Annotated in this window: 24 protein-coding genes and 1 tRNA gene; 17 read left to right on the top strand and 8 right to left on the bottom strand. The window is 67.5% G+C overall.

All coding sequences use genetic code 11. The annotated features are described in order from the left end of the window. Positions 1 to 119: 119 nt before the first annotated feature. The 5 genes from EOE48_RS19555 to EOE48_RS19535 all read left to right on the top strand — a co-directional run bounded on the left by EOE48_RS19555 (position 120) and on the right by EOE48_RS19535 (position 4285). Positions 120 to 1247, top strand: a complete 1128-nt coding sequence (locus EOE48_RS19555) for a PepSY-associated TM helix domain-containing protein (protein WP_127732257.1) — start codon at positions 120 to 122, stop codon at positions 1245 to 1247. Beyond that, positions 1244 to 1468 carry a hypothetical protein gene (locus EOE48_RS19550; protein ID WP_127732255.1) on the top strand — a complete coding sequence of 75 codons (225 nt, stop codon included), beginning with the start codon at positions 1244 to 1246 and terminating at the stop codon, positions 1466 to 1468. The genes EOE48_RS19555 and EOE48_RS19550 overlap by 4 nt, the downstream gene beginning before the upstream one ends. Before the next feature lie 89 nt (positions 1469 to 1557). Then, positions 1558 to 2439: an ABC transporter ATP-binding protein gene (locus EOE48_RS19545; protein ID WP_127732253.1), complete on the top strand. Its 882-nt coding sequence runs from the start codon at positions 1558 to 1560 to the stop codon at positions 2437 to 2439. Between the two features lie 22 nt (positions 2440 to 2461). Beyond that, positions 2462 to 3244, top strand: coding sequence for an ABC transporter permease (locus EOE48_RS19540; protein WP_127732251.1), 783 nt, complete (start codon positions 2462 to 2464; stop codon positions 3242 to 3244). A gap of 30 nt (positions 3245 to 3274) precedes the next feature. Then, on the top strand, positions 3275 to 4285 hold the full coding sequence (locus EOE48_RS19535) for an ABC transporter substrate-binding protein (protein ID WP_127732249.1): 1011 nt from the start codon (positions 3275 to 3277) through the stop codon (positions 4283 to 4285). Between the two features lie 31 nt (positions 4286 to 4316). On the opposite strand, the gene EOE48_RS19530 is transcribed toward EOE48_RS19535, so the two are convergent. Then, positions 4317 to 4841, bottom strand: coding sequence for a DedA family protein (locus EOE48_RS19530; RefSeq protein ID WP_127732247.1), 525 nt, complete (start codon positions 4839 to 4841; stop codon positions 4317 to 4319). Positions 4842 to 5051: 210 nt separating this feature from the next. Between EOE48_RS19530 and pdxY the strand changes: the two genes are divergently transcribed. Then, positions 5052 to 5900: a pyridoxal kinase PdxY gene (pdxY, locus tag EOE48_RS19525; RefSeq protein ID WP_127732245.1), complete on the top strand. Its 849-nt coding sequence runs from the start codon at positions 5052 to 5054 to the stop codon at positions 5898 to 5900. A 21-nt stretch (positions 5901 to 5921) separates the two neighbouring features. Here pdxY and EOE48_RS19520 read toward each other — a convergent pair whose 3' ends face one another. After that, the gene (locus EOE48_RS19520) at positions 5922 to 6206 is read right to left on the bottom strand and encodes an XRE family transcriptional regulator (RefSeq protein ID WP_127732243.1); all 285 of its coding nucleotides are present in this window, start codon (positions 6204 to 6206) and stop codon (positions 5922 to 5924) included. Then, a complete protein-coding gene (locus tag EOE48_RS19515; RefSeq protein WP_127732241.1) occupies positions 6199 to 6561 on the bottom strand; it encodes a type II toxin-antitoxin system RelE/ParE family toxin in 363 nt (120 codons plus the stop codon). Before EOE48_RS19515 ends, EOE48_RS19520 begins: the two co-directional genes overlap by 8 nt. 127 nt (positions 6562 to 6688) lie before the next feature. Here EOE48_RS19515 and EOE48_RS19510 point away from each other — a divergent pair, with 127 nt between their 5' ends. Next, positions 6689 to 7603, top strand: coding sequence for a PhzF family phenazine biosynthesis protein (locus tag EOE48_RS19510; protein WP_127732239.1), 915 nt, complete (start codon positions 6689 to 6691; stop codon positions 7601 to 7603). Further along, on the top strand, positions 7600 to 8304 hold the full coding sequence (locus EOE48_RS19505; RefSeq protein WP_127732237.1) for an NUDIX hydrolase: 705 nt from the start codon (positions 7600 to 7602) through the stop codon (positions 8302 to 8304). Before EOE48_RS19510 ends, EOE48_RS19505 begins: the two co-directional genes overlap by 4 nt. Positions 8305 to 8308: 4 nt before the next feature. Here the strand turns inward: EOE48_RS19505 and EOE48_RS19500 are convergent, their stop codons facing one another. Beyond that, positions 8309 to 8647 carry a hypothetical protein gene (locus EOE48_RS19500; RefSeq protein ID WP_127732235.1) on the bottom strand — a complete coding sequence of 113 codons (339 nt, stop codon included), beginning with the start codon at positions 8645 to 8647 and terminating at the stop codon, positions 8309 to 8311. A 600-nt stretch (positions 8648 to 9247) separates the two neighbouring features. Between EOE48_RS19500 and EOE48_RS19495 the strand changes: the two genes are divergently transcribed. The 8 genes from EOE48_RS19495 (at position 9248) to EOE48_RS19460 (ending at position 16119) form a co-directional block, all read left to right on the top strand. Then, on the top strand, positions 9248 to 10822 hold the full coding sequence (locus EOE48_RS19495) for a 2-isopropylmalate synthase (RefSeq protein WP_127732233.1): 1575 nt from the start codon (positions 9248 to 9250) through the stop codon (positions 10820 to 10822). Positions 10823 to 10941: 119 nt separating this feature from the next. Then, positions 10942 to 11017: transfer RNA gene (locus EOE48_RS19490), tRNA-Lys, on the top strand. Positions 11018 to 11206: 189 nt separating this feature from the next. Next, positions 11207 to 11953 carry a hypothetical protein gene (locus EOE48_RS29285; RefSeq protein ID WP_187371485.1) on the top strand — a complete coding sequence of 249 codons (747 nt, stop codon included), beginning with the start codon at positions 11207 to 11209 and terminating at the stop codon, positions 11951 to 11953. A gap of 129 nt (positions 11954 to 12082) precedes the next feature. Beyond that, a complete protein-coding gene (locus tag EOE48_RS19480) occupies positions 12083 to 12733 on the top strand; it encodes a hypothetical protein (RefSeq protein ID WP_127732231.1) in 651 nt (216 codons plus the stop codon). 410 nt (positions 12734 to 13143) lie between these two features. Next, positions 13144 to 13773 carry a TetR/AcrR family transcriptional regulator gene (locus tag EOE48_RS19475; RefSeq protein ID WP_127732229.1) on the top strand — a complete coding sequence of 210 codons (630 nt, stop codon included), beginning with the start codon at positions 13144 to 13146 and terminating at the stop codon, positions 13771 to 13773. Between the two features lie 261 nt (positions 13774 to 14034). Further along, positions 14035 to 14280 (top strand): GCG_CRPN prefix-to-repeats domain-containing protein, encoded by a 246-nt coding sequence (locus tag EOE48_RS30505; RefSeq protein ID WP_127732330.1) that lies wholly within the window; start codon positions 14035 to 14037, stop codon positions 14278 to 14280. A 290-nt stretch (positions 14281 to 14570) separates the two neighbouring features. Next, a complete protein-coding gene (locus tag EOE48_RS19465; RefSeq protein WP_127732227.1) occupies positions 14571 to 14816 on the top strand; it encodes a hypothetical protein in 246 nt (81 codons plus the stop codon). A 94-nt stretch (positions 14817 to 14910) separates the two neighbouring features. Beyond that, complete coding sequence (locus EOE48_RS19460; protein ID WP_127732225.1) at positions 14911 to 16119, top strand: lipase family protein; 1209 nt, start codon at positions 14911 to 14913, stop codon at positions 16117 to 16119. A gap of 194 nt (positions 16120 to 16313) precedes the next feature. Here EOE48_RS19460 and EOE48_RS19455 read toward each other — a convergent pair whose 3' ends face one another. The 4 genes from EOE48_RS19455 to EOE48_RS19440 all read right to left on the bottom strand — a co-directional run bounded on the left by EOE48_RS19455 (position 16314) and on the right by EOE48_RS19440 (position 23627). Further along, a complete protein-coding gene (locus tag EOE48_RS19455; RefSeq protein ID WP_127732223.1) occupies positions 16314 to 22097 on the bottom strand; it encodes a cadherin-like domain-containing protein in 5784 nt (1927 codons plus the stop codon). A 662-nt stretch (positions 22098 to 22759) separates the two neighbouring features. Further along, positions 22760 to 23041, bottom strand: coding sequence for a hypothetical protein (locus EOE48_RS19450; protein ID WP_127732221.1), 282 nt, complete (start codon positions 23039 to 23041; stop codon positions 22760 to 22762). 2 nt (positions 23042 to 23043) lie between these two features. Beyond that, the gene (locus EOE48_RS19445; RefSeq protein ID WP_127732219.1) at positions 23044 to 23262 is read right to left on the bottom strand and encodes a hypothetical protein; all 219 of its coding nucleotides are present in this window, start codon (positions 23260 to 23262) and stop codon (positions 23044 to 23046) included. Continuing rightward, the gene (locus EOE48_RS19440; RefSeq protein WP_127732217.1) at positions 23259 to 23627 is read right to left on the bottom strand and encodes a hypothetical protein; all 369 of its coding nucleotides are present in this window, start codon (positions 23625 to 23627) and stop codon (positions 23259 to 23261) included. The genes EOE48_RS19445 and EOE48_RS19440 overlap by 4 nt, the downstream gene beginning before the upstream one ends. Here EOE48_RS19440 and EOE48_RS19435 point away from each other — a divergent pair. Continuing rightward, a complete protein-coding gene (locus tag EOE48_RS19435) occupies positions 23626 to 23988 on the top strand; it encodes a hypothetical protein (protein WP_127732215.1) in 363 nt (120 codons plus the stop codon). The genes EOE48_RS19440 and EOE48_RS19435 overlap by 2 nt on opposite strands. The last annotated feature ends 251 nt before the right edge of the window (positions 23989 to 24239 follow it).

Raw genomic sequence — 24239 nt, 5'->3', positions numbered from 1 at the left:
CGGGCCCTTGCATCGTGCGACCGGCGCGGCTAGCACCCGGACAGAAAACCATCGTCCGATCAATAGATTAGGATCGTTCCAGACTGCCGGGCGACGCCGCCCGCCGACGGGGAGACGCGATGACGGCCGCCAGCATCCGGGCCTGGAGCTTCGTCCACACATGGACGAGCCTGATCTGCACGCTGTTCATGCTGCTGCTGTGCCTCACCGGCCTGCCGCTGATCTTCCACCACGAGATCGACGACTGGTTCGGGTCGATGACGGAGGCCTCGCCGGCGACCGGAGAGAAGGCGCCGGAATCGCGCATCATCGCCAGGGCGCTCGCCGACCATCCCGGCAAGGTGGTGCAGTATGTCGGCTGGGACACCCACGAGCCCGACCACGTCTACGTCATCCTCCACGACAGCCCGGCCGGCGACCCCAACGCCTCGACCAGCAAGGTCTACGACGTCCGCACGGCCGCACCCCTCGGCGAGCCGGGCAGCGCCTTCATGCGGGTGATGCTGCGGCTGCACGTCGACATGTTCGCCGGCCTGCCCGGCACGCTGTTCCTCGGCGCGATGGGGCTGCTCCTCGTCGCGGCGATCGTGTCGGGCGTGGTGCTGTACTGGCCGTTCACCCGGCGGCTCGACTTCGGGACGATCCGGCCGCGGCGCTCGCGGCGGGTGGCGTGGCTCGACCTGCACAACCTGCTCGGCATCGTCACGGTGGCGTGGCTGGTCGTGGTCGGGTTCACCGGCAGCATCAACACCCTGGCCCAGCCGCTGATCGGCTACTGGAAGCAGGCCGAACTCGGCGCGATGATCGCCGCCCATGCCGGGCGGCCCGCCCCGGCGCGGCTCGCGCCCTTCGACGCCATGCTGGCCCGCGCCCGGGCGCACGCGCCCGGCATGGCCCCGGGCTTCGTCGCCTTCCCGGGCACGCCGTTCACCACCGGGCACCACTTCGCCGTGTTCCTGCGCGGCGACACCCCGCTGACCTCGCGGCTGCTGCGGCCGGTGCTCCTCGACGGCGAGACCGGCGCGGTGGCGGATGCCCGGGGCCTGCCGTGGTACCTCACCGCGCTCCTCGTCTCGCAGCCGCTGCATTTCGGCGATTACGGCGGCCTGCCGCTCAAGATCATCTGGGCGCTCCTCGACGTCGTGAGCCTCGTGGTGCTGGGCAGCGGCCTCTACCTGTGGTGGACCCGCCGCGCCCGCGGCGGCGCGCCCGCCGGGGCGGCCCTGCCCGAGGCGGCCCGGGCATGACCCGCCGCAGCCCCGGCGGTTGGCGCCGCGTGTTCGGCATTCCGCTCGTCGTCGGGATCGCCGGGATCCTCGGCCTCGTCAGCGCCCTGGTGTTCGAGGGCCCCGGCCGGGTCGCCGCGTGGATCGGGGTCGGCCTGCCCCTCGCCCTCGTCGTCTGGTTCGTCGGCCGCGCCTATGGCGGCCGGTCCGCGTCCCGCTCCGGATCCCCGCGCCCGGGCTGACAGTTGAGCGTTGGCGGTTGATCTTGCGGTCCCTCTCGCCGAATGTCGCCGCGAGTCCGCCGTAGAGCGGCCGGCAGGGAGACGACGGCATGGGCCAGCACGGCGCCGCCGAGGAACGCAAGGGCAAGGACGGCCGCGGCCCGCGGCTGGTCGGCGGCACCGCCGTCTCGGCGCGGAGCGCCGCGGTGCGGCTGGAGGGCGTGGCGATCGCCTTCGCCCTCAAGGGGGGCCGGCGCTACACCGCGGTCGAGGGCATCGACCTCGCGATCGAGCCCGGCGAGTTCGTGGCGGTGGTCGGCCCGACCGGGTCGGGCAAGTCGACGATCCTCAACGCCGCCGCCGGCCTGCTCAAGCCGGCCGCCGGCCGGGTCGCGGTGTTCGACGCGGCCCTCGCCGGCCTCAACGCCCGCGCCGGCTACCTCTTCCAGGCCGACGCCCTGATGCCGTGGAAGACCGCCCTCGACAACGTCGCGGTGGCGCTCGAACCCCAGGGCGTGAGCCGGACCGAGGCGCGCGAGCGCGCCCGCGACTGGCTCAGGCGCGTCGGCCTCGCGGCCTTCACCGACCGCTATCCCCACATGCTGTCGGGCGGCCAGCGCAAGCGCGTGGCGCTGGCCCAGATGCTGATCCGCGACCCCGAGATCCTGCTGATGGACGAGCCGTTCGGGCCCCTCGACGCCCAGACCCGGCAGATCATGGGCAACCTGCTGCTGGAGCTGTGGGCGGCCAACCGCAAGGCGGTGATCTTCGTCACCCACGACCTCGAGGAGGCGATCGCGCTGTCCGACCGGGTGATCGTGCTCTCGGCCGGGCCCGCCGCCCGCGTCGTCGGCGAGTACCGGGTGCCGCTGGCGCGCCCGCGCGACATCAGCGAGATCCGCCTCGAACCGTCGTTCCACGCCCTCTACAAGGACATCTGGTCGTGCCTGAAGGTCGAGGTCTCCCGCGCCTACGCCAGCGGCCCCACCTGAGACCCGCCCCGGAGCCCCGCCCGTGAACCGCCTCGGCCTCCTCGCCCTCCAGATCCTCGTCGGCCTCGCCGGCCTCGCCGTCTGGCACGTGCTGACCGTGTACCCGGTCTTCGGCGCCCCCAAGCAGGTGCAGTTCTTCTTCTCGACCCCCCTCGACGTGCTGGCCCGCACCTGGACCGAGATGACCAACCCGGAGATCTGGGGCCACCTGTGGATCACCCTGCAGGAAACGGTGCTGGCCTTCGTGTTCGGGGCAGCCGGCGGCATCGCGTTCGGGTTCGTGTTCGCCCGCAACGCCCTGCTGGCGGCGGTGTTCGACCCCTACATCAAGGCCGCCAACGCCCTGCCGCGGGTGGTGCTGGCGCCGATCTTCGCCCTGTGGTTCGGGCTCGGCATCTGGTCGAAGGTCGCACTCGGCTTCACCCTCGTGTTCTTCATCGTGTTCTTCAACGTCTACCAGGGCGTGCGCGAGGTCAGCCCGGTGGTGCTCAACAACGCCCGCATGCTCGGCATGAACGAGCGCGGGCTGCTGCGCCACGTCTACTGGCCCTCGGCGCTGACCTGGATGTTCTCGTCGCTGCACACCGCGGTCGGCTTCGCCCTCGTCGGCGCGGTGGTGGGCGAGTACCTCGGCTCCTCGGCCGGGCTCGGCTACAAGATCCACGAGGCCGAGAGCGTGTTCGACGTCACCGGCGTCTTCGCCGGGATGCTGATCCTGACCGTGTTCGTCATCGTCATCGACGCGGTCGTCACCCTGATCGAGAACCGGCTGCTGAACTGGCGCCCCGGCGCGGGCCACGGCTGACCTTCACTCCCCCTGCCGCAGGAGACACCCATGGACCGCCGCAGCTTCCTCGCCGGCGCGGGCGCCGCGACCCTGGCGCTCGGCCACGCCGCCCCGGCCCGGGCCGACATCGTCAAGGTGCGCATCGGCGTCGGCGGCAAGCCGCTGCTGTACTACCTGCCGCTGACGATCGCCGAGCGGAAGGGCTTCTTCAAGGAGGAGGGCATCGACGCCGACATCAACGATTTCGGCGGCGGCGCCCGCTCGCTCCAGGCCCTGATCGGCGGCTCGGTCGACGTGGTGACCGGGGCCTACGAGCACACGATCCGGATGCAGGCCAAGGGCCAGGACGTGCGCGCGGTGTGCGAGCTCGGCCGCCTGCCGGCCATCGTCATCGGGGTGCGCAAGGACCTCGCCGGCACGATCAAGTCGCCGGCCGACTTCAAGGGCCGCAAGATCGGCGTCACCGCCCCGGGCTCCTCGACGGCGCTCGCGGCGCAGTACGCGATGCTGAAGGCCGGGCTGAAGGCGAGCGACGCCGCCCTCATCGGCATCGGCGGCGGCGCCGGCGCGATCGCCGCGATGAAGAAGGGCGAGATCGACGCGATCTCCCACCTCGACCCGGTGATCGCCAAGCTCGAATCCGACGGCGACATCGCGGTGCTGATCGACACCCGCACCGATGCCGGCACCCGGGCGCTGTTCGGCGGCGCGAATCCGGCCGCGGTGGTCTACACCAAGGCGGACTGGATCAACCAGCACGCCATGGCGACCCAGAAGGTCGTCAACGCCTTCGCCAAGTCGCTCAAGTGGATCGCCGCCGCGAGCCCGGACGAGATCGCCGACACCGTGCCGCCGGCCTACCATTTCGGCGACCGGGCGCTCTACGTGCAGGCGGTGAAGAACTCCCTGGAGAGCTACTCCCGCACCGGGATCCCGACCCCCGAGGGCATGGCGAGCATCCTCGACCTCGTGCGGACCCTCGACCCGGAATTCCAGGGCGCCAAGGTCGACCTCGCGGCGACCTTCGAGGACCGCTTCGTGCGCAAGGCGATGAGCTGAGCTGAGCGGCCCGGCGCCTCGGGAGCCGGGCCTACTTCCCCGGCCAGAACTGCACCACCCCGGCCCCCGGCGCCAGCCAGACGAAGGCCCAGACGAAGGCCGAGCTGACGTTGGCGAGCTGGAAGTGCAGCCGCGAGACCGCGAACACCCCGGCGATGAGCGGCACCACCGCCCGCGCCGGTCCGATGAACCGGCCGACGAAGATGCCCCACGCGCCCCAGCGGCGGCAGAATTCCTCGCCCTTCTCGACCATCGCCGGATAGCGGCTGAGCGGCCAGATCCGCTTCGAGCCTTCCTTGTAGTAGCGGCCGAACTCGTACGACACCCAGTCGCCGAGGATCGCCCCGATCGCCGCCCCGATCATCACCGGCAGGAACGGGATGTCGGTGGCGCCGAGCAGCGCCCCGATCCCGAGCAGGATCACGGTGGCGGGCACCAGGAACGACAGCACCGCGAGCGACTCGCAGAAGGCGATGATCCCGGTGATGACCGGCGCCCAGGCCTGGTGCTCGCGCACGAAGTCGAGGGTCGTGGTGCGGATCGTCTCGAAGTCCATGAATCCTGATCTTCCAGTATCCTGATCGTCCGGCATCCTGACCGTTCGGCCGCTGGGATCTGGTTCGCGGCTGCCCCGGGGCAAGCTCTGCCCTCCGGGTCCATGGCATGATCGTGAGCGAATTGCTGCGCTCGGCGCCTTCCGCTACGCAGCCCGCACGGGTTGGCGGCACGCGGACCCGCGAGGGTTCTCCGGCCTGCGAGACGCGCCATGAACGTCCTGTCGATCCAGTCCCACGTCGCCTACGGCCATGTCGGCAACGCCTCGGCGGTGTTTCCGATGCAGCGCCTCGGGGTCGAGGTCTGGCCGATCCACACGGTGCAGTTCTCCAACCACACCGGCTACGGCGCGTGGCGCGGGCGGGTGTTCGACGGTCCGGCGATCGAGGAACTGGTCGACGGCATCGCCGAGCGCGGCGTGCTCGGCACCTGCGACGGGGTCCTGTCGGGCTACATGGGCTCGGCCGATATCGGCACCGCGATCCTGACCGCGGTCGGGCGGGTGCGCGCCGCCAACCCGGCGGCCCTGTATTGCTGTGACCCGGTGATCGGCGACGTCGGCCGCGGGGTGTTCGTGCGCCCGGGCGTGCCGGAATTCATGCGCGATCAGGCGGTGCCCGCCGCCGACCTCATCACCCCCAACCAGTTCGAGCTGGACTTCCTCTCGGGCCGGGACAGCGGCACGCTCGCGGCGGCGAAGGCGGCGGTGGCGGCGGTGCAGGCGACCGGGCCGCGGGTGGTGCTGGTCACCTCGCTCCACACCGCCGAGACGCCGGACGACGCCATCGACCTCCTGGCCGGCGAGGGCGGGCGGTTCTGGCGCCTGCGCACTCCGCGCCTGTCGCTCGACATCAACGGCGCCGGCGACGCCACCGCGGCGCTGTTCCTCGTCCACTACGCCCGCACCCGCTCGGCCGAGGCGGCGCTCGCCGCCGCCGGCGCCTCGGTCTTCGGCCTGCTGCGCCGCACCGCGGAGGCCGGCGCCCGCGAGATCCTCACGGTCGCGGCCCAGGACGAGTTCGTGTCCCCGAGCCGGGTATTTCCGGTCGAGGCGGTGTGAGCCTCCCGAAGGCGGGGGCGATCAGACGAGGCTGACCGCGAGCGTCTTCCCGACCGCGGATGCCGCCTTCACCAGCGTGTCGAGCTGGATGCGGTCGTTGTCCGGGTCGAACAGCCGGCCGACCTGCGTCGCGCTGGTCCGCATGCGGCGGGCGAGTTCCGACTTGGTGATGTTCTGCGACAGCATCTCCCGCTCGATCTGGAGCGCGAGCGTGCGCTTGATCGCCGTCGCCGTCACATCCTCGTAGAGGCCTTCGTCGCGCAGGAAGCTGTCGAAGCTCTCGCCGATCCTCGGATTGTCATTCATGGCGCAGCACGTCCTTCATCCGGGCTGTGGCGAGGTCGATTTCCTTCTCGGGCGTCTTCTGCGTCTTCTTGATGAAGCCGTGCAAGAGCACCATACGCGGGCCGACCAGAACGAAGAAGACGCGGGCGATCCGACCCGATGAAATCGTCGAACGGACCTCGTACAATCCCTTCACGCCGGAGATGGGCGCGCATTTCGGTTTCCCGATCGGCCAGCAGAACTCGAGCGTCGCGATATCCTCGCCGATTGTCTTGCGGTCGGTGGCGGGCAGCTCCATGAGCCAGTCCCGGACCGGACGTCGTCCGGATTCCATGGTGTAGAAGGCCGCCTGGAGGGTCTTGATCGGTCCACCCATCGCTGCCCCACCTTTTGAGGTTTACCTTATAAGGTAGAGACGTCAAGGCTGGGAGAGGCCGATAAGGGCTTGCGCCCGCCCGCCCCCGCGTGTTGCGTCGCACCACAGAGTCGAACCGGAGAGATCCATGGCCGCGCGCCGCTTCGCCACCCTCGACGTGTTCACCGAGCATCCGCTCGCCGGCAATCCGCTCGCGGTGGTGCTCGATGCCGAGGGGCTCGACGCCATGGCCATGCAGGCGATCGCGGCCGAGTTCAACCTGTCCGAGACGGTGTTCGTGCTCCCTCCCGACGAGCCGCGCCACCGGGCCCGGCTGCGCATCTTCACCCCGCGCCAGGAGCTGCCCTTCGCCGGCCACCCCACGGTCGGGACCGCCGTGCTGCTCGCGCTCCAGGACAAGCGCGCCGAGATCGCCGACGCGGTGGCGTTCGGCCTCGAGGAGACCGTCGGCACCGTGCCCTGCATCGTCGAGACCGGCGAGGGGCGCGGCCGGGCCCGGTTCCGCCTGCCGCGCCTGCCCGAGATCTGGGGCGAGGCCGGCGGGCTCGGGCCGGAGCCGGAGGCCGTCGCCCGGGCGCTCGGCCTCGACCCGGCCGAGATCGGCTTCGACCTGCACCGGCCGAGCCGCCACACCGCCGGCACGCCGTTCGACTTCGTGCCGGTGCGCTCCCTGGCCGCCCTCGGGCGGGCGAAGCCGAGCGTCGAATCGCTCCAGGTCGCGTTCGGGGCCGGCGCCAAGGTGTTTCTCTACACCCGCGAGACCGGCGACCCGGCCCAGTCCTTCCGTGCCCGGATGTTCGCGCCGGCGAGCGGCATCCCGGAGGATCCGGCCACCGGCGGCGCCTCGGCGGCCTTCGCGGGCGTGCTGATGCAGTGCGAGCCCCTCGGCGACGGCACTCACGACGTAATGATCGCCCAGGGCTACGAGATGGGCCGGCCGAGCGAGATCGCGCTCCAGCTCGTGATCGAGGGCGGCGCCCTGCGCGGCGCCGAGATCGGCGGCAGCGCCGTGGTGGTGTCCCGGGGCGAGCTGCTGCTGTGAGCGTCTCCCTTACCCGGGTCCGCCGGGTCCGCGCCCGCGTCGGGCCGCACGACTGGGCCTGGGCGCGGGAGGCCCGCGCCGCGATCGCCGCGAACTGGCGCCGCCGCCTCGCCGCGACGCCGGCGATGTTCAACGGCGCGGTGCTGCTCGCCCACGAGTTCGCGGTGGAGCCCGACGGCACGCTGCGGCTCGGGCTGTTCGAGTCCGACTACGCCGCCCTGACGGCGTTCATCGACCTCGGCTTTCCCGACGACTCGGTCGCCAACGTCTTCGCCGCGCTGGCGCCGCGCACCGCGGACGGCGCCTACCTGCTCGGCCGCATGGGCGGGCACACCGCCCGGGCCGGGCAGGCGTACTTCGCCTGCGGCACGCCCGACCGCTCGGATGTCGGGCCGGACGGGGCCGTCGACCTCGCCGCCAGCGCCCGGCGGGAATTCACCGAGGAGACCGGCCTCGTCGGGCCGGAGAGCACCGAGGGCTTCGTCGTCGTGCGCGACGGCGGGCTGCTCGGAATCCTCGAGCCGGTCGTCCTGGCGGACGAGACCAATGCCGTCCTCGCCCGCATCGAGGCGCATCTCGCCCGCGAGGCCGAGCCCGAACTCGCCGGCATGGTGGTGGTGCGCGGGCCGGGCGACATCGACCCGGCCCGCATGCCCGGCTACGTCCGGACCTTCCTCGCCGACGCCCTCGCCGGCGCCTGACGCCCTACGGGTAGCCGTAGCGCGCCTTGGCGGCGGCGAGCAGGCGCATCGCCTCGACGTCCCGTCCGCCGGCGCAGGCGTTCGACGCCACCGCGAGGTCGGCCGAGAAGCGCTGCCCGACCGGGGCGTTGAGGTTGCCGGTGGCGACGTCGCTGTCGACCACCGCCTGAGTGCGGGCGATCGCCGGGCCGCAGCCGGCGCCGGGCACCAGCGCCGCGACCGGACCCGGGGCCGCCGGCACCGCGGCGACCGGAGCGGGGGGGGCCTTGGAGTTGCAGCCGGCGAGCGGCGCGGCCGCGGCGAGGACGAGGGCGGCGAGCCCGTGGCGGAGTGAGGGTGACACGGCTGTTCTCCCCGTGAACCGGACGGCGGCCGGGCTAGGCCGCATGGCCAAGCTTGTGGCCCGCCGGTCGGGGACGGTCAATGCGAGGCGCCAGGGCAATCGGGTGAACCCGATTGCCCTGGGTTTCTTGCTTGGCCTCAGGCGCCGGCATTCGCGTCCGCTCACTTGGCTTCGCTCCGCTCTGCGTCCGAGAGGACGTTCGTCCTCCCGGACCCGCTGCGCGGGGCGCTCTTCGCGCCCGACGGATCGACAATCGGGTTTCACCCGATTGCCCTGTGCGAGTCGCTGCCGCGTCTTGTCAGCGCGCCCCGCGGCCGGTAAACGGAGAGCCCTCGCGAGGGGCATGACGCCGGATCGGCGCCCCGCATCAGGAGATTCGAGCCGTGGCTCATGCCGGCTCCGCGCTGACGACCGACCGCCCCGCTCCCGCGGTGGCGACGTCGCGCGCGCTCCGTCTCGCCGGCCTTCTCCTTATCAGCCCCTGAGGGCCGTCCGGGCGTGCGCCTGGGCCTTCAGGGGACCGCAGAGACCCGAGCCACCCTGCCGCGACCGTCCCTGCGCGACGCCGTTCGTCCCGGGACCGAACTCCAGAGATCCGCCATGTCCGAGACCGTCCGTGCCGCCGCTCCCTCCCCCGAGCGCGTGCTGATCTTCGACACCACCCTGCGCGACGGCGAGCAGTGCCCCGGCGCCACCATGACCTTCGAGGAGAAGCTCGCGGTCGCCGAGATGCTCGACGGCATGGGCGTCGACATCATCGAGGCCGGCTTCCCGATCGCCTCCAACGGCGACTTCGAGGCGGTGTCCGAGATCGCCCGCCGGTCGAGGAACGCCGTCATCGCCGGCCTCGCCCGGGCGATTCCCGCCGACATCGCCCGCGCCGGCGAGGCGGTGCGCGTCGCCAAGCGCGGCCGCATCCACACCTTCGTCTCGACCTCGCCGATCCACCTCGCGCACCAGATGCGCAAGACCGAGGACGAGGTGCTGGAGATCATCCTCAGGACGGTGGCCCAGGCCCGCGACCTGATCGACGACGTCGAGTGGTCGGCGATGGACGCCACCCGCACGCCGATCGACTACCTGTGCCGCTGCGTCGAGGCGGCGATCCGCGCCGGCGCCACCACGATCAACCTCCCCGACACGGTCGGCTACGCGACCCCCGACGAGTACCGGGCGATGTTCCGCGCCGTCCGCGAGCGGGTGCCCAACGCCGACAAGGCGATCTTCTCGGTCCACTGCCACAACGACCTCGGTCTCGCCATCGCCAACTCGCTGGCCGGCGTCGAGGGCGGCGCCCGGCAGATCGAGTGCACCATCAACGGCATCGGCGAGCGCGCCGGCAACGCCGCGCTGGAGGAGGCCGTGATGGCGATCCGCACCCGCGCCGACGTGCTGCCCTACGCCACCGGCATCGACACGACCCAGCTCGTGCGCGCCTCGAAGCTGGTCGCCGGCGCGACCCACTTCCCGGTCCAGTACAACAAGGCGATCGTCGGCCGGAACGCCTTCGCCCACGAGAGCGGCATCCACCAGGACGGGATGCTGAAGAACCAGTCGACCTACGAGATCATGACACCGGAATCGGTCGGTGTGCACAAGACCTCGCTGGTGATGGGCAAGCATTCCGGCCGCGCCGCCTTCCGCTCGAAGCTCGACGAGATGGGCTACGGCCTGTCCGACAACCAGTTCCAGGACGCCTTCGAGCGGTTCAAGGCGCTCGCCGACCGCAAGAAGCACGTCTACGACGAGGACATCGAGGCCCTGGTCGACGAGAACCTCGCCACCGCCCACGACCGCATCCGCCTCGTCTCGCTCACCGTGATCGCCGGCACCCGCGGGCCGCAGCGGGCGACGATGCGGCTCGACATCGACGGCCGCGTCGTCACCGAGGAGGCCGACGGCAACGGGCCGGTCGACGCGGTGCTCAACGCGATCAAGACCCTGGTCCCGCACGAGGCGAGCCTCGAACTCTACGACGTGCACGCCGTCACCGGCGGCACCGACGCCCAGGCCGAGGTCTCGGTGCGCCTCAAGCAGGACGACCGCATCGTCACCGCCCGCGGCACCGATCCCGACACCCTGGTCGCCTCGGCCAAGGCCTATCTCGCCGCCCTCAACAAACTGCTCGCCGGCGCGAGCCGGCGCCTGCACGCCCAGCACGCCGCGGCGGAGTAGGGCGGGAAATCTGCGCGGCGGCGGATCTTAGGGCTGGACACGTCCGGGTCGAGCCTGTAGATCCCCGCCTCACAGACGGAGCGGCTGGTGACCGCTCCGACCTCGCTCTTCGGAGTGACGGGCGCATAGCTCAGTTGGTAGAGCAGCTGACTCTTAATCAGCGGGTCCTAGGTTCGAGCCCTAGTGCGCCCACCAAATTCCCCAAGCAGCAGAGCTACTTGGTGAGAGGCATAACCGGGTTGTTGGAGAGCCGTTGGAATCCTTCCCTGACGGAGCGTTCCAATACCTCAGATACCCCAGGCACCACCTTCCCCTTCTGACATCATCTGCGCGGCCCTCGAACCTGGCCTCAAGGGCGGGATCGCGGCAAATCGGACCGCTCTCGTGGTCAGCGCTCTGCATGCCGCCGGCTGGAGCTTCGTTCACGAAGACGTGATCCCGGCGACAGGCCAGAGCCATCCGACCGTTTCTGCTGCATCGAGCGCTGTCGGTTCTGCGAGCGTGGCGCTAATCCGCCCCACTCACCCGGACGACGTGGCCGTGGATGCGTTCGCAGCTGCCACGAAGGCCGAATTCGCTCGATCTCGGGAAAAGGGGCGCGGGGGCTGGAACGACGCTGAGCGGTGCTCTGTCGAGAGCCTGGCGGCCATGCTCAACGAGCACGTCCTCAAGGGCGACCCGGTCGACGTCGCGAACTTCGCGACGATGCTGCACCACCGCGGCGGGCGAACGGGCCCTGATGCCGAATCGAAAGCTCTGCGCGGTCTCGCCTGGGTGCTCGACGCGCATCTCTCGGACGGCGCCCCGTCCGACCACCGCTATGATTTGGTCACGGCGCCCCTCGGCCGCGTCTATCCCGACCGCGTCCACACCGTCGAGCGGTGCGGGGAGTCCTCATGTCGCGCGCACGGCTGCGACGAATGCCCGACGGACGCGCAATGGCGGGCGGCCAACGATCGGCTGACGGCGTGGCTCGCCCGAGATCCGAACTCGGCACCGGCCGGACCACGCGCGCTGATCGTTGACGAGAGCACTCCATTGACGGCCGAGCAGCTCGCCCGCTCACTCCCACTCGCGCCAAACGCCGTCGCGATCTCGGCCCAGCCGCAGGTCTTGGACCCCGCGAGCTGAGGGTCGTGCCCCTCCGCCGCCAATGCGGCCAGCCGCTCCGCGCCCACCAGTGCAGCCCCAATTGGTGCAGCCGCACCCTGCTCTGGTCACCCGACGACAAACGCAAGCTCAGGGGGACGAGACGGGATCGTGACTCCCATCCAGAGCCAGAAGGGCGACCCGATCGCCGAGATCGACGCAATCCTGTGCCTGTTCGATCGGAAGGGCCTCCAGCCCGAGGCCGGCGTGCCGGTCGAGGTGATGATCAGCCACGCGCCACCCTACCGCTGGCACCTCCGCTACGCCGAGATGAGCGAGGAGAAGGGCCTACACCCGCCGACGATCGCGTTCCTCATTCTGCGCCCCATCACGACTGACGACGTGCTGATCGAGCATGAGGGCTTCGAGTGCGCCGGCAGCATGGCCCGGGCGTCGGCCCGGGTCACGGACGAGGCCGACGCCCGGCTCAAGCGGGAGCACGGCCGGACGGTCGGGTGGCTCGCCCCCGGCCGAACTCCCGTAATCGAGGCGAGCAACGTCAATGCAGGGTCGACCTGGGGCATCGCCCGCAAGCCCCTCACACCGGGCACGGTCTACGTCTCGCTCTCCGACCTGCGGGAGGGCCGCAACCGGGTGACGGGCATCCCGGACCTGGAACCGCTCGACCCACGGATCCTCGGCAGCCTCTACCGGCGCCGGGTCGCGCCTGCCGCATCGCGTCGGATCTCGACCGACCGTAGCCGACGCGGTGGGCGGGGCGAACCCGCCACGAGCCGAGGGAATGTCTCGCAAAGGTCGTAGACCCCGCAGTTGACGTGTCTCGAAACGCCAAAAGCGGCCTTCCGAGACGTACCGCCGGGTGATGAGTGTGGACGCTGCGCCAACTTACACTCGTAGTGCCAAGCTTGGACATCGAAGTACCAGTGGCATAGCGTTTCCATTGGAAACATCTTGTATCGCCACTGATCCTTAAGTGGCTCCCGAGCTTGCACCGCTCGCTGGCTCGATTGCAGGGTAAGGCTCTGGGAAAGCGCTTGGCAATCTCACCGCATCGAGGGCGACAGCGGCTCGTTAGTCATGAGGGGGAACGCCCGCCGAGTTCAGCAACGAGATGACCAGTGCCAACCGGAGGAGGCCGCCTCGGTACGATTCATTTCCGTTGGACAGTTGACAGTGGAAAGTTTCCGATGTAAATATCGCATATCGCCGAGATGGACCTCCTCATGAAACTGGTCAAAAAGGCCAACGCCCATCATCATGGCGCCCTGCGCGAGGCCCTCCTCGCTGAAGCCGAGCGCGTGATCGATACCCAAGGGCTGGAGGCTCTCTCGCTCCGCTCGATCTCACGGGCCGTGGGCGTCACCCACGCCGCGCCCACCAACCATTTCGGCGATCTGACCGGCCTGCTGAGCGAGTTGGCAGCGGACGGTCTACGGCGCCTCGCTCAGCACCTGCACACCGCCATCCGGGTCGCAGGCCCGGGCCTGCGTGAGCGAGCCCACGCCATGGCCCGCGCCTACCTCCATTTCGCAATCGAACATCCGGGCCTGCTGGTACTGATGTCGCGCAGTGCCCACCTCGATCCGACCCGTCCCGCACTCAGGGAGGCCATGGAGCAAGCAAGCCGGGTACTGGACGACTTCGCGGACGAGATCCAGAAGGCGAAGGGCGTCGATCCGGTACGGGCTGCAGCCGAGCGCACAGCGTTGCGCGCCCTGATCCATGGCTATTCGGCGCTGCTGATCGACGGTCGTCTCGAACGCACCCTGGCGGCGCTGCCGGAGGGCACGACAGCTGAGAGCTTCTTCGACGTCGTTCTCGACGTCATCGATTTCCCATGACGCTGACCCGAGTGCGACAGTCCTCGTTGTTGGCCTGATCGAGGCCATTCTGCCGAGGCGAGCCTCTATGCTGAGCGTTTCCCTTGTTATAGTGCTCGGTTTCGATAAAAAAGAAAACGGCTGGCGACGGAGACACTGCGTCTCCGAACGGTCCGGCATTATCCTCCGCCAACTCTTGTCAGGATCAGAACCATGTCTCACGTCGTTCGCGCCGCCGCTGTCGTGGCGCTGATGGGCCTCACGGCCGTCCCAGCTTCGGCCATGCCGGTGTCTAATCCGTCAGGTACGACCCCACTGATCGAGCAGGTCGCTGGGGGATGCGGTCCGGGTGCGTGGCGCGGTCCATGGGGACACTGCCGGAGCACGCCGTATTACGGGCGCCTGCCGAACGGCTACTACCAGACGCGCGTCGGCAACGGCTGCCCTCCTGGCTATTGGCGCGGTCCGTGGGGCCATTGCCGCAATACCCCGTATCACGGGCGCCTGCCGGGTGGTGGCTGGAAGTGATCCGCGGCAGGTCTGGTCGGCGTCGGCCGGACCAAGCAACATCTCCCTATCACAATCATCGTTGCCCGGCTTCTTGCGGAGCCGGGCGCGACGGAGCACGACGACCATAAGCGCCGAGCCGGTGTCTCTCGCCGCGAACGCTCGCACGCCGGCGTGGCCGTCGACCGATCCTGCTGCGCAGTCCGTGTATGTTGCTATCGTCGTGCTCAGGGATCCGAGACAGCTGGGTCGAAGCCACCAGCGTCTAGCATCGGACCTATCGTCCCCAAGCCAGCGTCTGTGAGGTCATCATGCGCAAGAGTGTGCTCGCCCTCGTGTTCGTCGTCTCGGCGACGAGCCGAGTCCTGGCCAACGAACCGCCAATCCAGGGGCCCGCGGACGCGGCCTGTCGCGAGCAGGCCCGGACGCAGGTCTTCACCGCGCCGAACCCGAACGGTCTGAGCCTCTGGGATCTCGGCTCCCAGCTCTGGCACAGCTGCATGGCCGCCTACCATGGGCGTAGTCCCAACGCGGATCGCCGGGAGCAGCGGTTCTGACGTCGTAAGCTCGTTAGGTCATGACTAACCGGGTCCGACTGGGCATCGTGGAGGAGAGAAGGTGTCTTCCAGATCTTCATCAAGGATTGCGAGCATGATGCATCGCCCGTGGCGCCCGATCCGCCAACCTGCTTTTGCTTTTGTGCGCCTGCTCGCAACCGCGATGATCGCCTGCGGATTGATCGGCGGGGGGGAAGCGCTTGCGCAGCCCGTGCCCCAGCTGCGATCGGGGGCGCGGACTGCGCCCGGCACCCTGCTCGATGCCCAACCGCTGGCCAACGCGCCCGACGGCACATCGGCTTACCGGGTGCTCTACCGCTCGACCGGCCTGCGAGGCGAGCCGATTGCTGTCTCGGGCGCGGTCATCGTACCGGCTGGACCGATACCGCCCGGAGGTCGGCCCGTCGTGGCTTGGGCGCACCCGACCACCGGCGTCGTTGACAAGTGCGCCCCTTCCCTGGCTCGCGTGCTCTATCGCTCGATCCAGGGCCTACAGGAGATGCTGGCCCGCGGCTACATCGTGGCCGCGACGGACTATCCCGGCCTCGGCACGCCCGGCCTTCACCCCTACCTCGTCGGGATCAGCGAGGGACGCGCCGTGCTCGACTCGGTGCGCGCCGCTCGGCAGCTCGCCGGGTCCAGCGGCGCCACGAATGCCTTTGCGGTCTGTGGTCATTCGCAAGGGGGGCACGCTGCGCTCTTCACCGGCCTCCTAGCCCACGGCTACGCCCCGGAGCTCACCCTCGTTGGCGTCGCCGCGGCTGCGCCGGCGACCGAACTCGCCACCCTGATGATGGCCGACCTCGACACCTCGGGCGGCAAGAACCTCACCGCGATGACGTTGTGGTCGTGGTCGCAGGTCTACGGCGCGCCGATGACCAAGGTTGTCGCGCCGGCTGCACTCCCTGTTATCGACGAACTCGCCAACGACTGCCTCGAGACGCTCATCGACGTGCTGGAGCGGCGGGGACCATCGAGGGCGCTCGACCGAAGCTTCCTGTCGGTCGATGACCTCGCCGGACGAGAGCCCTGGCGCTCGCTGCTCGCCCGCAACACGCCCGGCACGCTGCCGCCCCGCATCCCGGTCATTCTAGCGCAAGGTGCCGCCGACACGCTCGTGCTACCTCGGGTGACATCGGATTATCGGATGCGGCTTTGCCTGGCTGGCAGTCGTGTCCAGTTCGATTTGGTACCGGGGGTTGGGCATCTCTCCATCGCCAAGGATGCAGCACCGACCGCTCTCGACTGGATCGGCGATCGGTTCGCTGGGGAGCCCGCGCCGAGCAATTGTGGCGCGCAGTAGCCTCTCAAACCGCTTCAGACCCCCTGAGCTCGCCTCCAGAAATGTGGTGACTGGCGGGCTTACACTCCATGGCAAGGCGGTGATGGTCATGGCTACCTTCCCCGGCAAAGCTGAGACGCCTCGACAGGGTATACTAAAAAGAGATGGCAGAGTGGAGGGAGGGGGGAAGTAACCGCCCCCTCCCCCATCCGACATCACGCGAAGAAGCGAGCATCCGTGTTGGCAGCCCCCGCCGACAGGTCGAGGTTGCCCACGCCGGTCAGCCGGAAGCTGCCGCTCGTCAGGCCGTCGCCGCTGGTCACCGTGTAGAGGTCGCTGCCCGACCCGTGCGAGAGCACCGCGTCGGTGCCGAAGCCGTAGAACGCCAGCGTGTCGGTGCCGCGCACGAAGTCCGTCACCGTGTCGCCCGCGGTCTCGCCTGCCCGCAGCACGAACGTGTCGCGACCGAGACCGCCGGTCAGCGTGTCGGCCCCGCCACGTCCATCAAGGATGTTGTGACCCTTGTTGCCAACGAGGAGGTTGGCCAATGCATTGCCGGTGCCGTTCAGCGATGCGCTGGTGCCCAATCCGAGATTTTCGACATTGTCACCCAGAGTGTAGCTGGTGCCTGCCAGCACCCGGTCGGTACCTTCGCCCGCCTTCTCCACCACCACGTCAGCCGCATTGTCGACGACGTAGGTGTCGTTGCCGAGCCCCCCGACCATCGTGTCGGCCCCGGCGCCGCCATCGAGGCGATCGTTGCTTCTCCCGCCGGTCAGAAGGTTGTCCAGCCCGTTGCCGATGCCAGAGAAGCTGCCCGAGCCGGTGAAGGTGAGCCCCTCGACGTTGTCGGCCAGCGTGGCACTGGCCAGCGAGGTCCGCACCGTGTCGCGGCCTTCACCCGGCAGCTCCACCACCACGTCACCAGCATCGTCGACGACGTAGGTGTCGTCACCAGCCGCGCCGCGCATCGTGTCGGCGCCCGCGCCACCATCGAGTAGTTCATTGGCGGACGTACCGACCAGAACGTCGTTGCTGGCAGGGATGCCGCCGATAACGGTGAAGTTGCCCGCGGTGAGCACCTCCCTGACGTCGAGAGTGGCGAACTGCACGGCGGCCGTGACGCCGCTGCCGTCGGCGTCAAAGTACAGGCCTCCTGTAGCGGCATCGTACAGGATCCGGTCGTCCGCGTCGGCCGGGCCAGTCGCGAGATCGCGGAAGGCGCTCGTCGCCAGAGTGCCGTTGACCAAGTCCCTGAAGACCGCGCCGTCGAGCTGGATGGTGTCGTCGGCTCGCGAGAAGTCGGTGATACGGTCGATGTTTCCAGCGCCCAGAGGGGTGGAGAACGCGAACGTGTCTTGACCGAGTCCTCCAGTCAGCGTGTCGGCTCCACCGCCCCCGTCGAGGACATTGCGGCCGTTATTGCCGACGAGGAGATTGGCCAGAGCGTTACCGGTGCCGTTGATCGAGGCGCTCGACCCCATGCCGAGGTTCTCGACGTTCTCGGGGAGCGTGTAGCTGACGCTCGTGAGCACCCGGTCGATGCCGCCGCCGGCGTTCTCCACCACCACGTCAGCCGCGTTGTCGACGAGGTAGGTGTCGCCGCCCAGTCCCCCAACCAGCGTGTCGGCGCCAGCGCCACCGCTGAGGCGGTTGCCGCGGTCGCCGCCGGTGATGAGGTTGGCGAGATCGTTGCCGGTGCCGGTGAAGAAGCCGGTGCCGGTATAGGTCAGCGCCTCAAGGTTGTCGGCGAGCGCGTAGGTCGACAGGCTAGTCCGCACCGCGTCGGAGCCCTCGCCGAACAACTCGGTGATGAGGTCGCCGGCATCGTCGACGAGGTAGGTGTCGTCGCCGAGCCCGCCGGTCATCGTGTCGGCACCGGATCCGCCATCCAGACGGTCGTTGCCCGCTCCTCCGATCAACCGGTCGCCACCGCCCAGACCTAGAAGCGTGTCGTTGCCGCTCAGGCCGCGCAACCGGTCGGCATTCACCGTACCCGCCAGCGCATCGTCTACGCCTTCGCGGCCGGTCATTTCGTTGTAGGGCGAGGTAACGGTGATCGTAGCCTGACCCACCGCGCTCAGCGGGACCGGCCAACCGCCATCCACGACCGTGTAGGCGACCGTGGCCGTGCCGAAGAAATCGGCGGCGGCCGTGAACACGAGCTTGCCGTCGACGATCGCGGCCGTGCCTTGGGCCGGGTCGACCACGAGCGAGCCGGGTTGCAGGCTGAGTTCGTCCCAATCCACGTCCGTGTCGTTGGCCAGCACGTCGAGCGTCACGCTGGCGCCTTGCATCACCGCGCCCGAATCATCCTGGGCCACGGGCGCATCGTTGACAGGGGCGAAGGATATAGGCTGGTTAAAGACAAACGATGTTTCGCCGGAGCCGTCGGAAATTTGGTAGTACAACGGAACAAGCCCCTCAAAATCGGCAGGCGGAATGTAAGTCCAACCCAGGCCGTCGGCGTTGGGCTCGACTGCACGCCCGTTGATTGAAAAATATTCGATTGTGAGAGTGTCGCCGTCCGGGTCGGTGTAGCCGGCGAGCAGGTCGGCCTTGGTGAGCGTGTAGGGGGTGTCTTCCCTACCCGTTGGCAGGGTGAAGGGGACGCCGGTCAGGATCGGCAGGTCGTTGACCGGCGCGACGCCGAGGTTGACGGTCGTCGGGCTGCTGGAGAGGGTGCCGTCGCTGGCCGAGTAGGTGAAGCTGTCGGCACCGTGGAAGTCGGCGTGGGGCGTGTAGGTGAAGCTGCCATTCGCCTCGAGTTGCAGGGTTCCGTGAGCCGGGCCGGAGACGAGCACGGCGCTGAGGGTGTCACGGTTGGCGTCGGTGTCGTTGGCGAGCACGCCCTCAGCCGGGGGCACTACAAGCGATTCGTCTTCGTACAGCGTATAGGTGTCGTTGTTGGCGGCTGGTGCATAATTAGTCAGATCTATCCCGAACACCTGCGCCTTGACACTGCCCCACCAGGCATCTCCGCCGTCACCGCTGTAATCATACCAGGTGACGACGAAACCGCCGCTGTTGAGGCTCGTGATCGCCGGCTGACTTTGCTCGTCGTAGGTCGAGGTATTGACTAGAAACTCGGTGCCAATTTTTGCGCCGCTGGAATTAAACACCTGTGCCTTGACGTCATAGTTGATGTCAAGATCATCGTAGTTTGCATATTCCTGCCAGCTGACGACGAAACCGCCATGGCTCAAACCCGTGATTGTCGGCGCCACCTGGTCAAGGAAGGTCTGGGAATTGACCAGAACCTCGGTGCCGATCTTGGTACCGCTGGCGTCGAACAGCTGCGCCTTGATACCGTAGCCTGAGGCATCGCCACCCTGGCCGCTTCTATCGCTCCAGCTAACGACGAAGCCGCCGTTGCTCAGACCCGTGATCGTCGGCTGGGATTGATAGTCGGCAGTTTGCGTGTTGACGAGGAACTCTGTGCCGACCTTGGTGCCACCGGCGTCGAACACCTGCGCCTTGATGCTGGTGCCTGAGGCATCGCCGCCTTGGCCGCTGTTGTCGGCCCAACTGACGACGAAGCCGCCGTTGCTCAGACCCGTGATCGTCGGCTGGCTTTGGGAGTCGGCAGTTCGTGTGTTGACGAGGAACTCGGTGCCGACCCTGGTGCCGTTGGCGGCGAATAGCTGCGCCTTGATGCCAGTGCCTGACGCATCGCCGCCCTGACCGCTGTTGTCCACCCAACTGACGACGAAGCCGCCGTTGCTCAAGCCCGTGATCATCGGCGCTGATTGGTCACGGGCGGTCTGTGTATTGACGAGGAACTCGGTGCCGACCTTGGTGCCGCCGGCGTCGAACACCTGCGCCTTGATGCCGGTGCCTGACGCATCGCCGCCCTGACCGCTGTTGTCCACCCAACTGACGACAAAGCCGCCGTTGCTCAGGCCCGTGATCGTCGGCACTGATTGGTTGTTGGCAGTTTGTGTATTGACGAGGAACTCGGTTCCGACCTTCGCGCCGCTGGCGTTGAACACCTGCGCCTTGATGCCCCAGCGGGAATCGTCGCCTCCTTGGGCACTGGCGTCCATCCAGCTGATGACGAAGCCTCCGTTGCTCAAACCCGTGATCGTTGGCTGGTACTGAGTGCTGCCGATCTCCGTATTGACCAGAAACTCAGAACCCTGACGGTAAGCCACGGGCTTGTCATCGATGGGAGCAAAGTATATGTCCCGGCTGATCGAGACAGTTCCACCTCTGCGGCCGTCGCTGATCGTGTAATTGAGCACGACCACGCCGTCGTAGTTGGCGGGCGGGGTGAAGGTCCAGCCCGAGCCGTCAGCGTGAGCGGTGAACGTGCCGCCGCCGGCAGACAGATCCTGGATCGTGAGAGTGTCACCGTCCGGATCGGCGTAACCGGTGAGCAGTTGGGCCCTGGTGATCGTGTAGGGGGTGTCTTCCCTACCCAATGGCAGTGTGATGGGAAGACTGTTCAGAACCGGCGCATGGTTGACCGGCTCGACACTGAGGCTGACAGCTGTCGGGCTGCTGGAGAGCTCGCCGTCGCTGGCCGAGTAGGTGAAGCTGTCGGCGCCCAGGAAACCGGCATCGGGCGTGTAGGTGAAACCGCCATCGGTCTCAAGCTTCAGGGTTCCATGTGACGGGCCTGCAACGAGCACAGCGCTGAGGGTCCCCCCGTAGACATCGGCATCTGTGTCGTTGGCGAGCACACCCTGAGCGGCAGACAATACGAACGGCGCGCCCGCATCCAGAGCATAGTTGTCGATGTTCGTGACTGGCGCAGAATTAGTCGGCGCTATCCCGAACACCTGCGCTTTGATGCTCCAGTCCGAGTTGTCACCACCTTGGCCGCTGATGTCGGCCCAACCAACGACGAAGCCACCGTCGCTCAGGCCCGTGATCGTCGGCCAGCGTTGGTAGCTGGCAGTTTGCGTGTTGACGAGAAACTCGGTGCCGACCTTAGTGCCGCTGGCGTCGAACACCTGCGCCTTGATGCCGGTCCCTGAGGCGTCGCCGCCCTGCAGACTGATGTCCTCCCAGCTGACGACGAAGCCGCCGTTGCTCAGCCCAGCGATCGTCGGATCCGCTTGGCCGCCCGTCGTCCGGGTGTTGACCAGAAACTCGGTGCCGACCTTAGCACCGCTGGCGTCGAAGACCTGCGCCTTGATGCCAGAATAAGAGGTATCACCACCTTGGCCGCTATAGTCGGTCCAGCTGACGACGAAGCCACCGTTGCTCAGGCCAGTGACCGTCGGCTGGGATTGGTTGTCGGCAGTTTGTGTGTTGACGAGGAACTCGGTGCCGACTTTGGCGCCGCTGGCGTCGAAAACCTGTGCCTTGATGCCGTAGTAAGAGGCATCGCCACCCTGGCCGCTGCCGTCGACCCAGCTGACGACGAAGCCGCCGCCGCTCAGGCCCGTGATCGTCGGCTGGTTTTGGGTGTATAAGGTTCGTGTGTTGACGAGGAACTCGGTGCCGACCTTGGTGCCGCTGGCGTCGAACACCTGCGCCTTGATGCCGGTGTTTGAGTCATCGCCACCCTGGCCGCTGTTGTCGACCCAACTGGCGACGAAGCCGCCGCTGCTCAGGCCCGTGATCGTCGGCTGGCTTTGGGAGTCGGCAGTTCGTGTGTTGACGAGGAACTCGGTGCCGACTTTGGCGCCGCTGGCGTCGAACACCTGTGCCTTGATGCTAGAGTAAGAGGCATCGCCACCCTGACCACTATAGTCGACCCAGCTGACGACGAATCCACCGCTGTTCAGGCCGGTAATCCTCGGATCAAACTGCACGCCATCCGTCTGAGTGTTGACGAAAAACTCGGCACCAACCTTTGCGCCACCAGCACTGAACACTTGCGCCTTGATGTCCTGATATGAATTATTGCCATTTTGCCGGCTATCATCCGTCCAACTCACGACGAATCCGCCGTTACTCAGGCCGACCATTGTCGGCATCAGCTGTACGCCCAGTGTCTGATTATTGACCAGCAACTCAGTACCTTGGCGATAAACAAAGCCATTCATGGTCGCGCCCCAAATGCTGACTTATGGATTGTCGCTTTGATTCGATCTGTAGATACTTTTTAGAATGAGAATATGCAAGTGCAAAGCTGGTCAAATTACTCAGGCAAGCTATCACATTAGGATTTATGCATGAAAGATAACGCACTTGGAGCAATTTTTACTTTCAAATATTGTTGCATGGACGACAAAGATAAATTTTCGTACCCCCGAATTGGAATTTTGCATTATTGCAATATTTAAAGACATGATTTATTGACGAATAAAAATTGAAAACTTTTCCTAGGGGCGCGAGAAAGTATTCTAGCATAGAAATTACCAGTGTATGCAAGGAATAAAGATAGCATTTGTATTGTGGTCGTGTGCGTATTATATTCAAAATTAGAAATTTATTGCAATTATATACTTACCTGCTGATAATAGATGAGTCATCATCAAACGAAGATTTGATTGGAATCCCTGTCATTAGGACGCTCGGCCGCGTTCAGCACATTCAGTATTTGCAGGATATGATTACAAAATCACACTTGCAGAATGAATTGTTGAGACGTCTCGCCGAGGAAGTATCTGATGAGCTTCTGCTCTCTGACATCTCGCCGTAGGTGGAAGGAAACGCGAGAAAGATTTGGCCGCGATGAGGGCCCCAGCGAAGAAAATACCGAGCGTCAGGTGTCGTAGCCGCCTGCTCCGATACGGGAAGCTGCGAGATCCGCTTTGATTCCCAGCTCGCTCGAACTGTCTGCCACCCGCGCTGGCGCCGCGACCGCCTGCACCTCGGCGATCGACAGCGCGAGGTGGGCAAGGTCGATCAAGGTCAAGACCACTGCTTGCAGGCGCCCCTGGTGGTCGGTGTAGACGAGCACCGGATCCGGGTCGGCGACGACGTGCGGGCGCAGCATCGGCCGGCGGGCGATCTCGGCGAGCGGCGGGTTGCGAGGCGGCTGCATCCTCACTCCTCCACCGAGGCGCAGAGCGCGACCGCCGTGCAGCAATCGCCGAAGTGCCGGCACGCCACGCGCTCCAGCGCCCGCGTGTACGTCTCCCCCTCGACGTCCCCCATCCGGACGCTCGCGCACAGGAGCGCGAACCCCGCCATCAGGTCGCCGCCCTCCGTGATCGCCGAGGCGAGCGCGGCCTCGGCCGCGCGGTCGAGATCGGCGGCGCTCATTTGCCCCGCCTCAGGTATTCGAGGGCGAGCGTCAGCATGCCGAGCCTGATCGCCGAACAGATCGCGTTCCAGCCGGTCGTCTGCGCCCGCTCCCAGAACGTGCGGCGGCGGTCGGCGAACTCGAGCGTGGCGCGCAGGCGCTTGAAGTCGTCCTCGTCGTCGAGGTCGAAGCCGAGCGGCTTGAAGAACTCGACGACGCATTTGCGCACCGTCGCCTCGATGTCGGCGGAGCCGCCGGGCGGGCTCCGCCCCTTGGCGAGGAGGTCGCCGACGATGAGGGCGGCGGCCCTGGCGAGGGCTGCGACCTGCACGGGATCGACCGTGGGCGGCGGCAGGCTCGGCGGGGTCGGGACAAGGTCGTCCATGGCGCGGGGCGTGCTCGCGATGCCGATGGTGGTCGAGGAGCTGGTGCACCGGCCGAGCCTGTCGCGGATCGGGCCGATGATCGTGTGCGAATCGACCGGCCGGCCCTGGCGCGCCCGCCACTTCCGCGAGGCGTGGCGCGACGGCGCCCGGGCCGCGGGCGTGCCCGACAGCGTGTGGTGCATGGATGCCCGCGCCGGCGGCATCACCAAGGGTTCGGACGCGGGCGCCGATCTCGACCACCTCCGGCGCGCCGCCACCCACACCACGACGGCGACGACGAGCCGCTACAACCGCGACGGCCTGTCGAAGTCCCGCAAGGTCGCGCAACTGCGCGTCCTGAATCGCACCGCCTCTCGCTGACCGCGAGTTCTCCAACGGCTTCCATATTTTCCAGATACTTGGTTGAGCCTCTCAATCAGCGGGTCCTAGAGCATTTTCCGACGAAGTGGATACCGGTTCGTCGAAGAAAATGCGGCAAAATCAAAGACCTAGAGAGCTTCGCGATTGCAGCGCGATCGTGAGGTGCTCTAGGTTCGAGCCCCGGTGCGCTCACCATTCCTTGACAAATCCATGACGGGGCCCGGACGATCGACGGGACCTTTCGTCTGTCC

It is taken from the genome of Methylobacterium oryzihabitans, assembly GCF_004004555.2.
In the GTDB taxonomy this organism is placed as follows: domain Bacteria; phylum Pseudomonadota; class Alphaproteobacteria; order Rhizobiales; family Beijerinckiaceae; genus Methylobacterium; species Methylobacterium oryzihabitans.
This window is presented reverse-complemented; position numbering and strand designations above follow the sequence as displayed.

Excerpts from the sequence above, each read along its gene's own strand:
- EOE48_RS19555 (WP_127732257.1), top strand. The coding sequence starts at position 120 with ATGACGGCCGCCAGCATCCGGGCCTGGAGCTTCGTCCACACATGGACG.
- EOE48_RS19550 (WP_127732255.1), top strand. The coding sequence starts at position 1,244 with ATGACCCGCCGCAGCCCCGGCGGTTGGCGCCGCGTGTTCGGCATTCCG.
- EOE48_RS19545 (WP_127732253.1), top strand. The coding sequence starts at position 1,558 with ATGGGCCAGCACGGCGCCGCCGAGGAACGCAAGGGCAAGGACGGCCGC.
- EOE48_RS19535 (WP_127732249.1), top strand. The coding sequence starts at position 3,275 with ATGGACCGCCGCAGCTTCCTCGCCGGCGCGGGCGCCGCGACCCTGGCG.
- EOE48_RS19530 (WP_127732247.1), bottom strand. The coding sequence starts at position 4,841 with ATGGACTTCGAGACGATCCGCACCACGACCCTCGACTTCGTGCGCGAG.
- pdxY (WP_127732245.1), top strand. The coding sequence starts at position 5,052 with ATGAACGTCCTGTCGATCCAGTCCCACGTCGCCTACGGCCATGTCGGC.
- EOE48_RS19520 (WP_127732243.1), bottom strand. The coding sequence starts at position 6,206 with ATGAATGACAATCCGAGGATCGGCGAGAGCTTCGACAGCTTCCTGCGC.
- EOE48_RS19515 (WP_127732241.1), bottom strand. The coding sequence starts at position 6,561 with ATGGGTGGACCGATCAAGACCCTCCAGGCGGCCTTCTACACCATGGAA.
- EOE48_RS19510 (WP_127732239.1), top strand. The coding sequence starts at position 6,689 with ATGGCCGCGCGCCGCTTCGCCACCCTCGACGTGTTCACCGAGCATCCG.
- EOE48_RS19495 (WP_127732233.1), top strand. The coding sequence starts at position 9,248 with ATGTCCGAGACCGTCCGTGCCGCCGCTCCCTCCCCCGAGCGCGTGCTG.
- EOE48_RS19475 (WP_127732229.1), top strand. The coding sequence starts at position 13,144 with ATGGACCTCCTCATGAAACTGGTCAAAAAGGCCAACGCCCATCATCAT.
- EOE48_RS30505 (WP_127732330.1), top strand. The coding sequence starts at position 14,035 with ATGCCGGTGTCTAATCCGTCAGGTACGACCCCACTGATCGAGCAGGTC.
- EOE48_RS19465 (WP_127732227.1), top strand. The coding sequence starts at position 14,571 with ATGCGCAAGAGTGTGCTCGCCCTCGTGTTCGTCGTCTCGGCGACGAGC.
- EOE48_RS19460 (WP_127732225.1), top strand. The coding sequence starts at position 14,911 with ATGATGCATCGCCCGTGGCGCCCGATCCGCCAACCTGCTTTTGCTTTT.
- EOE48_RS19455 (WP_127732223.1), bottom strand. The coding sequence starts at position 22,097 with ATGAATGGCTTTGTTTATCGCCAAGGTACTGAGTTGCTGGTCAATAAT.
- EOE48_RS19450 (WP_127732221.1), bottom strand. The coding sequence starts at position 23,041 with ATGCAGCCGCCTCGCAACCCGCCGCTCGCCGAGATCGCCCGCCGGCCG.
- EOE48_RS19445 (WP_127732219.1), bottom strand. The coding sequence starts at position 23,262 with ATGAGCGCCGCCGATCTCGACCGCGCGGCCGAGGCCGCGCTCGCCTCG.
- EOE48_RS19435 (WP_127732215.1), top strand. The coding sequence starts at position 23,626 with ATGGCGCGGGGCGTGCTCGCGATGCCGATGGTGGTCGAGGAGCTGGTG.
- EOE48_RS19440 (WP_127732217.1), bottom strand. The coding sequence starts at position 23,627 with ATGGACGACCTTGTCCCGACCCCGCCGAGCCTGCCGCCGCCCACGGTC.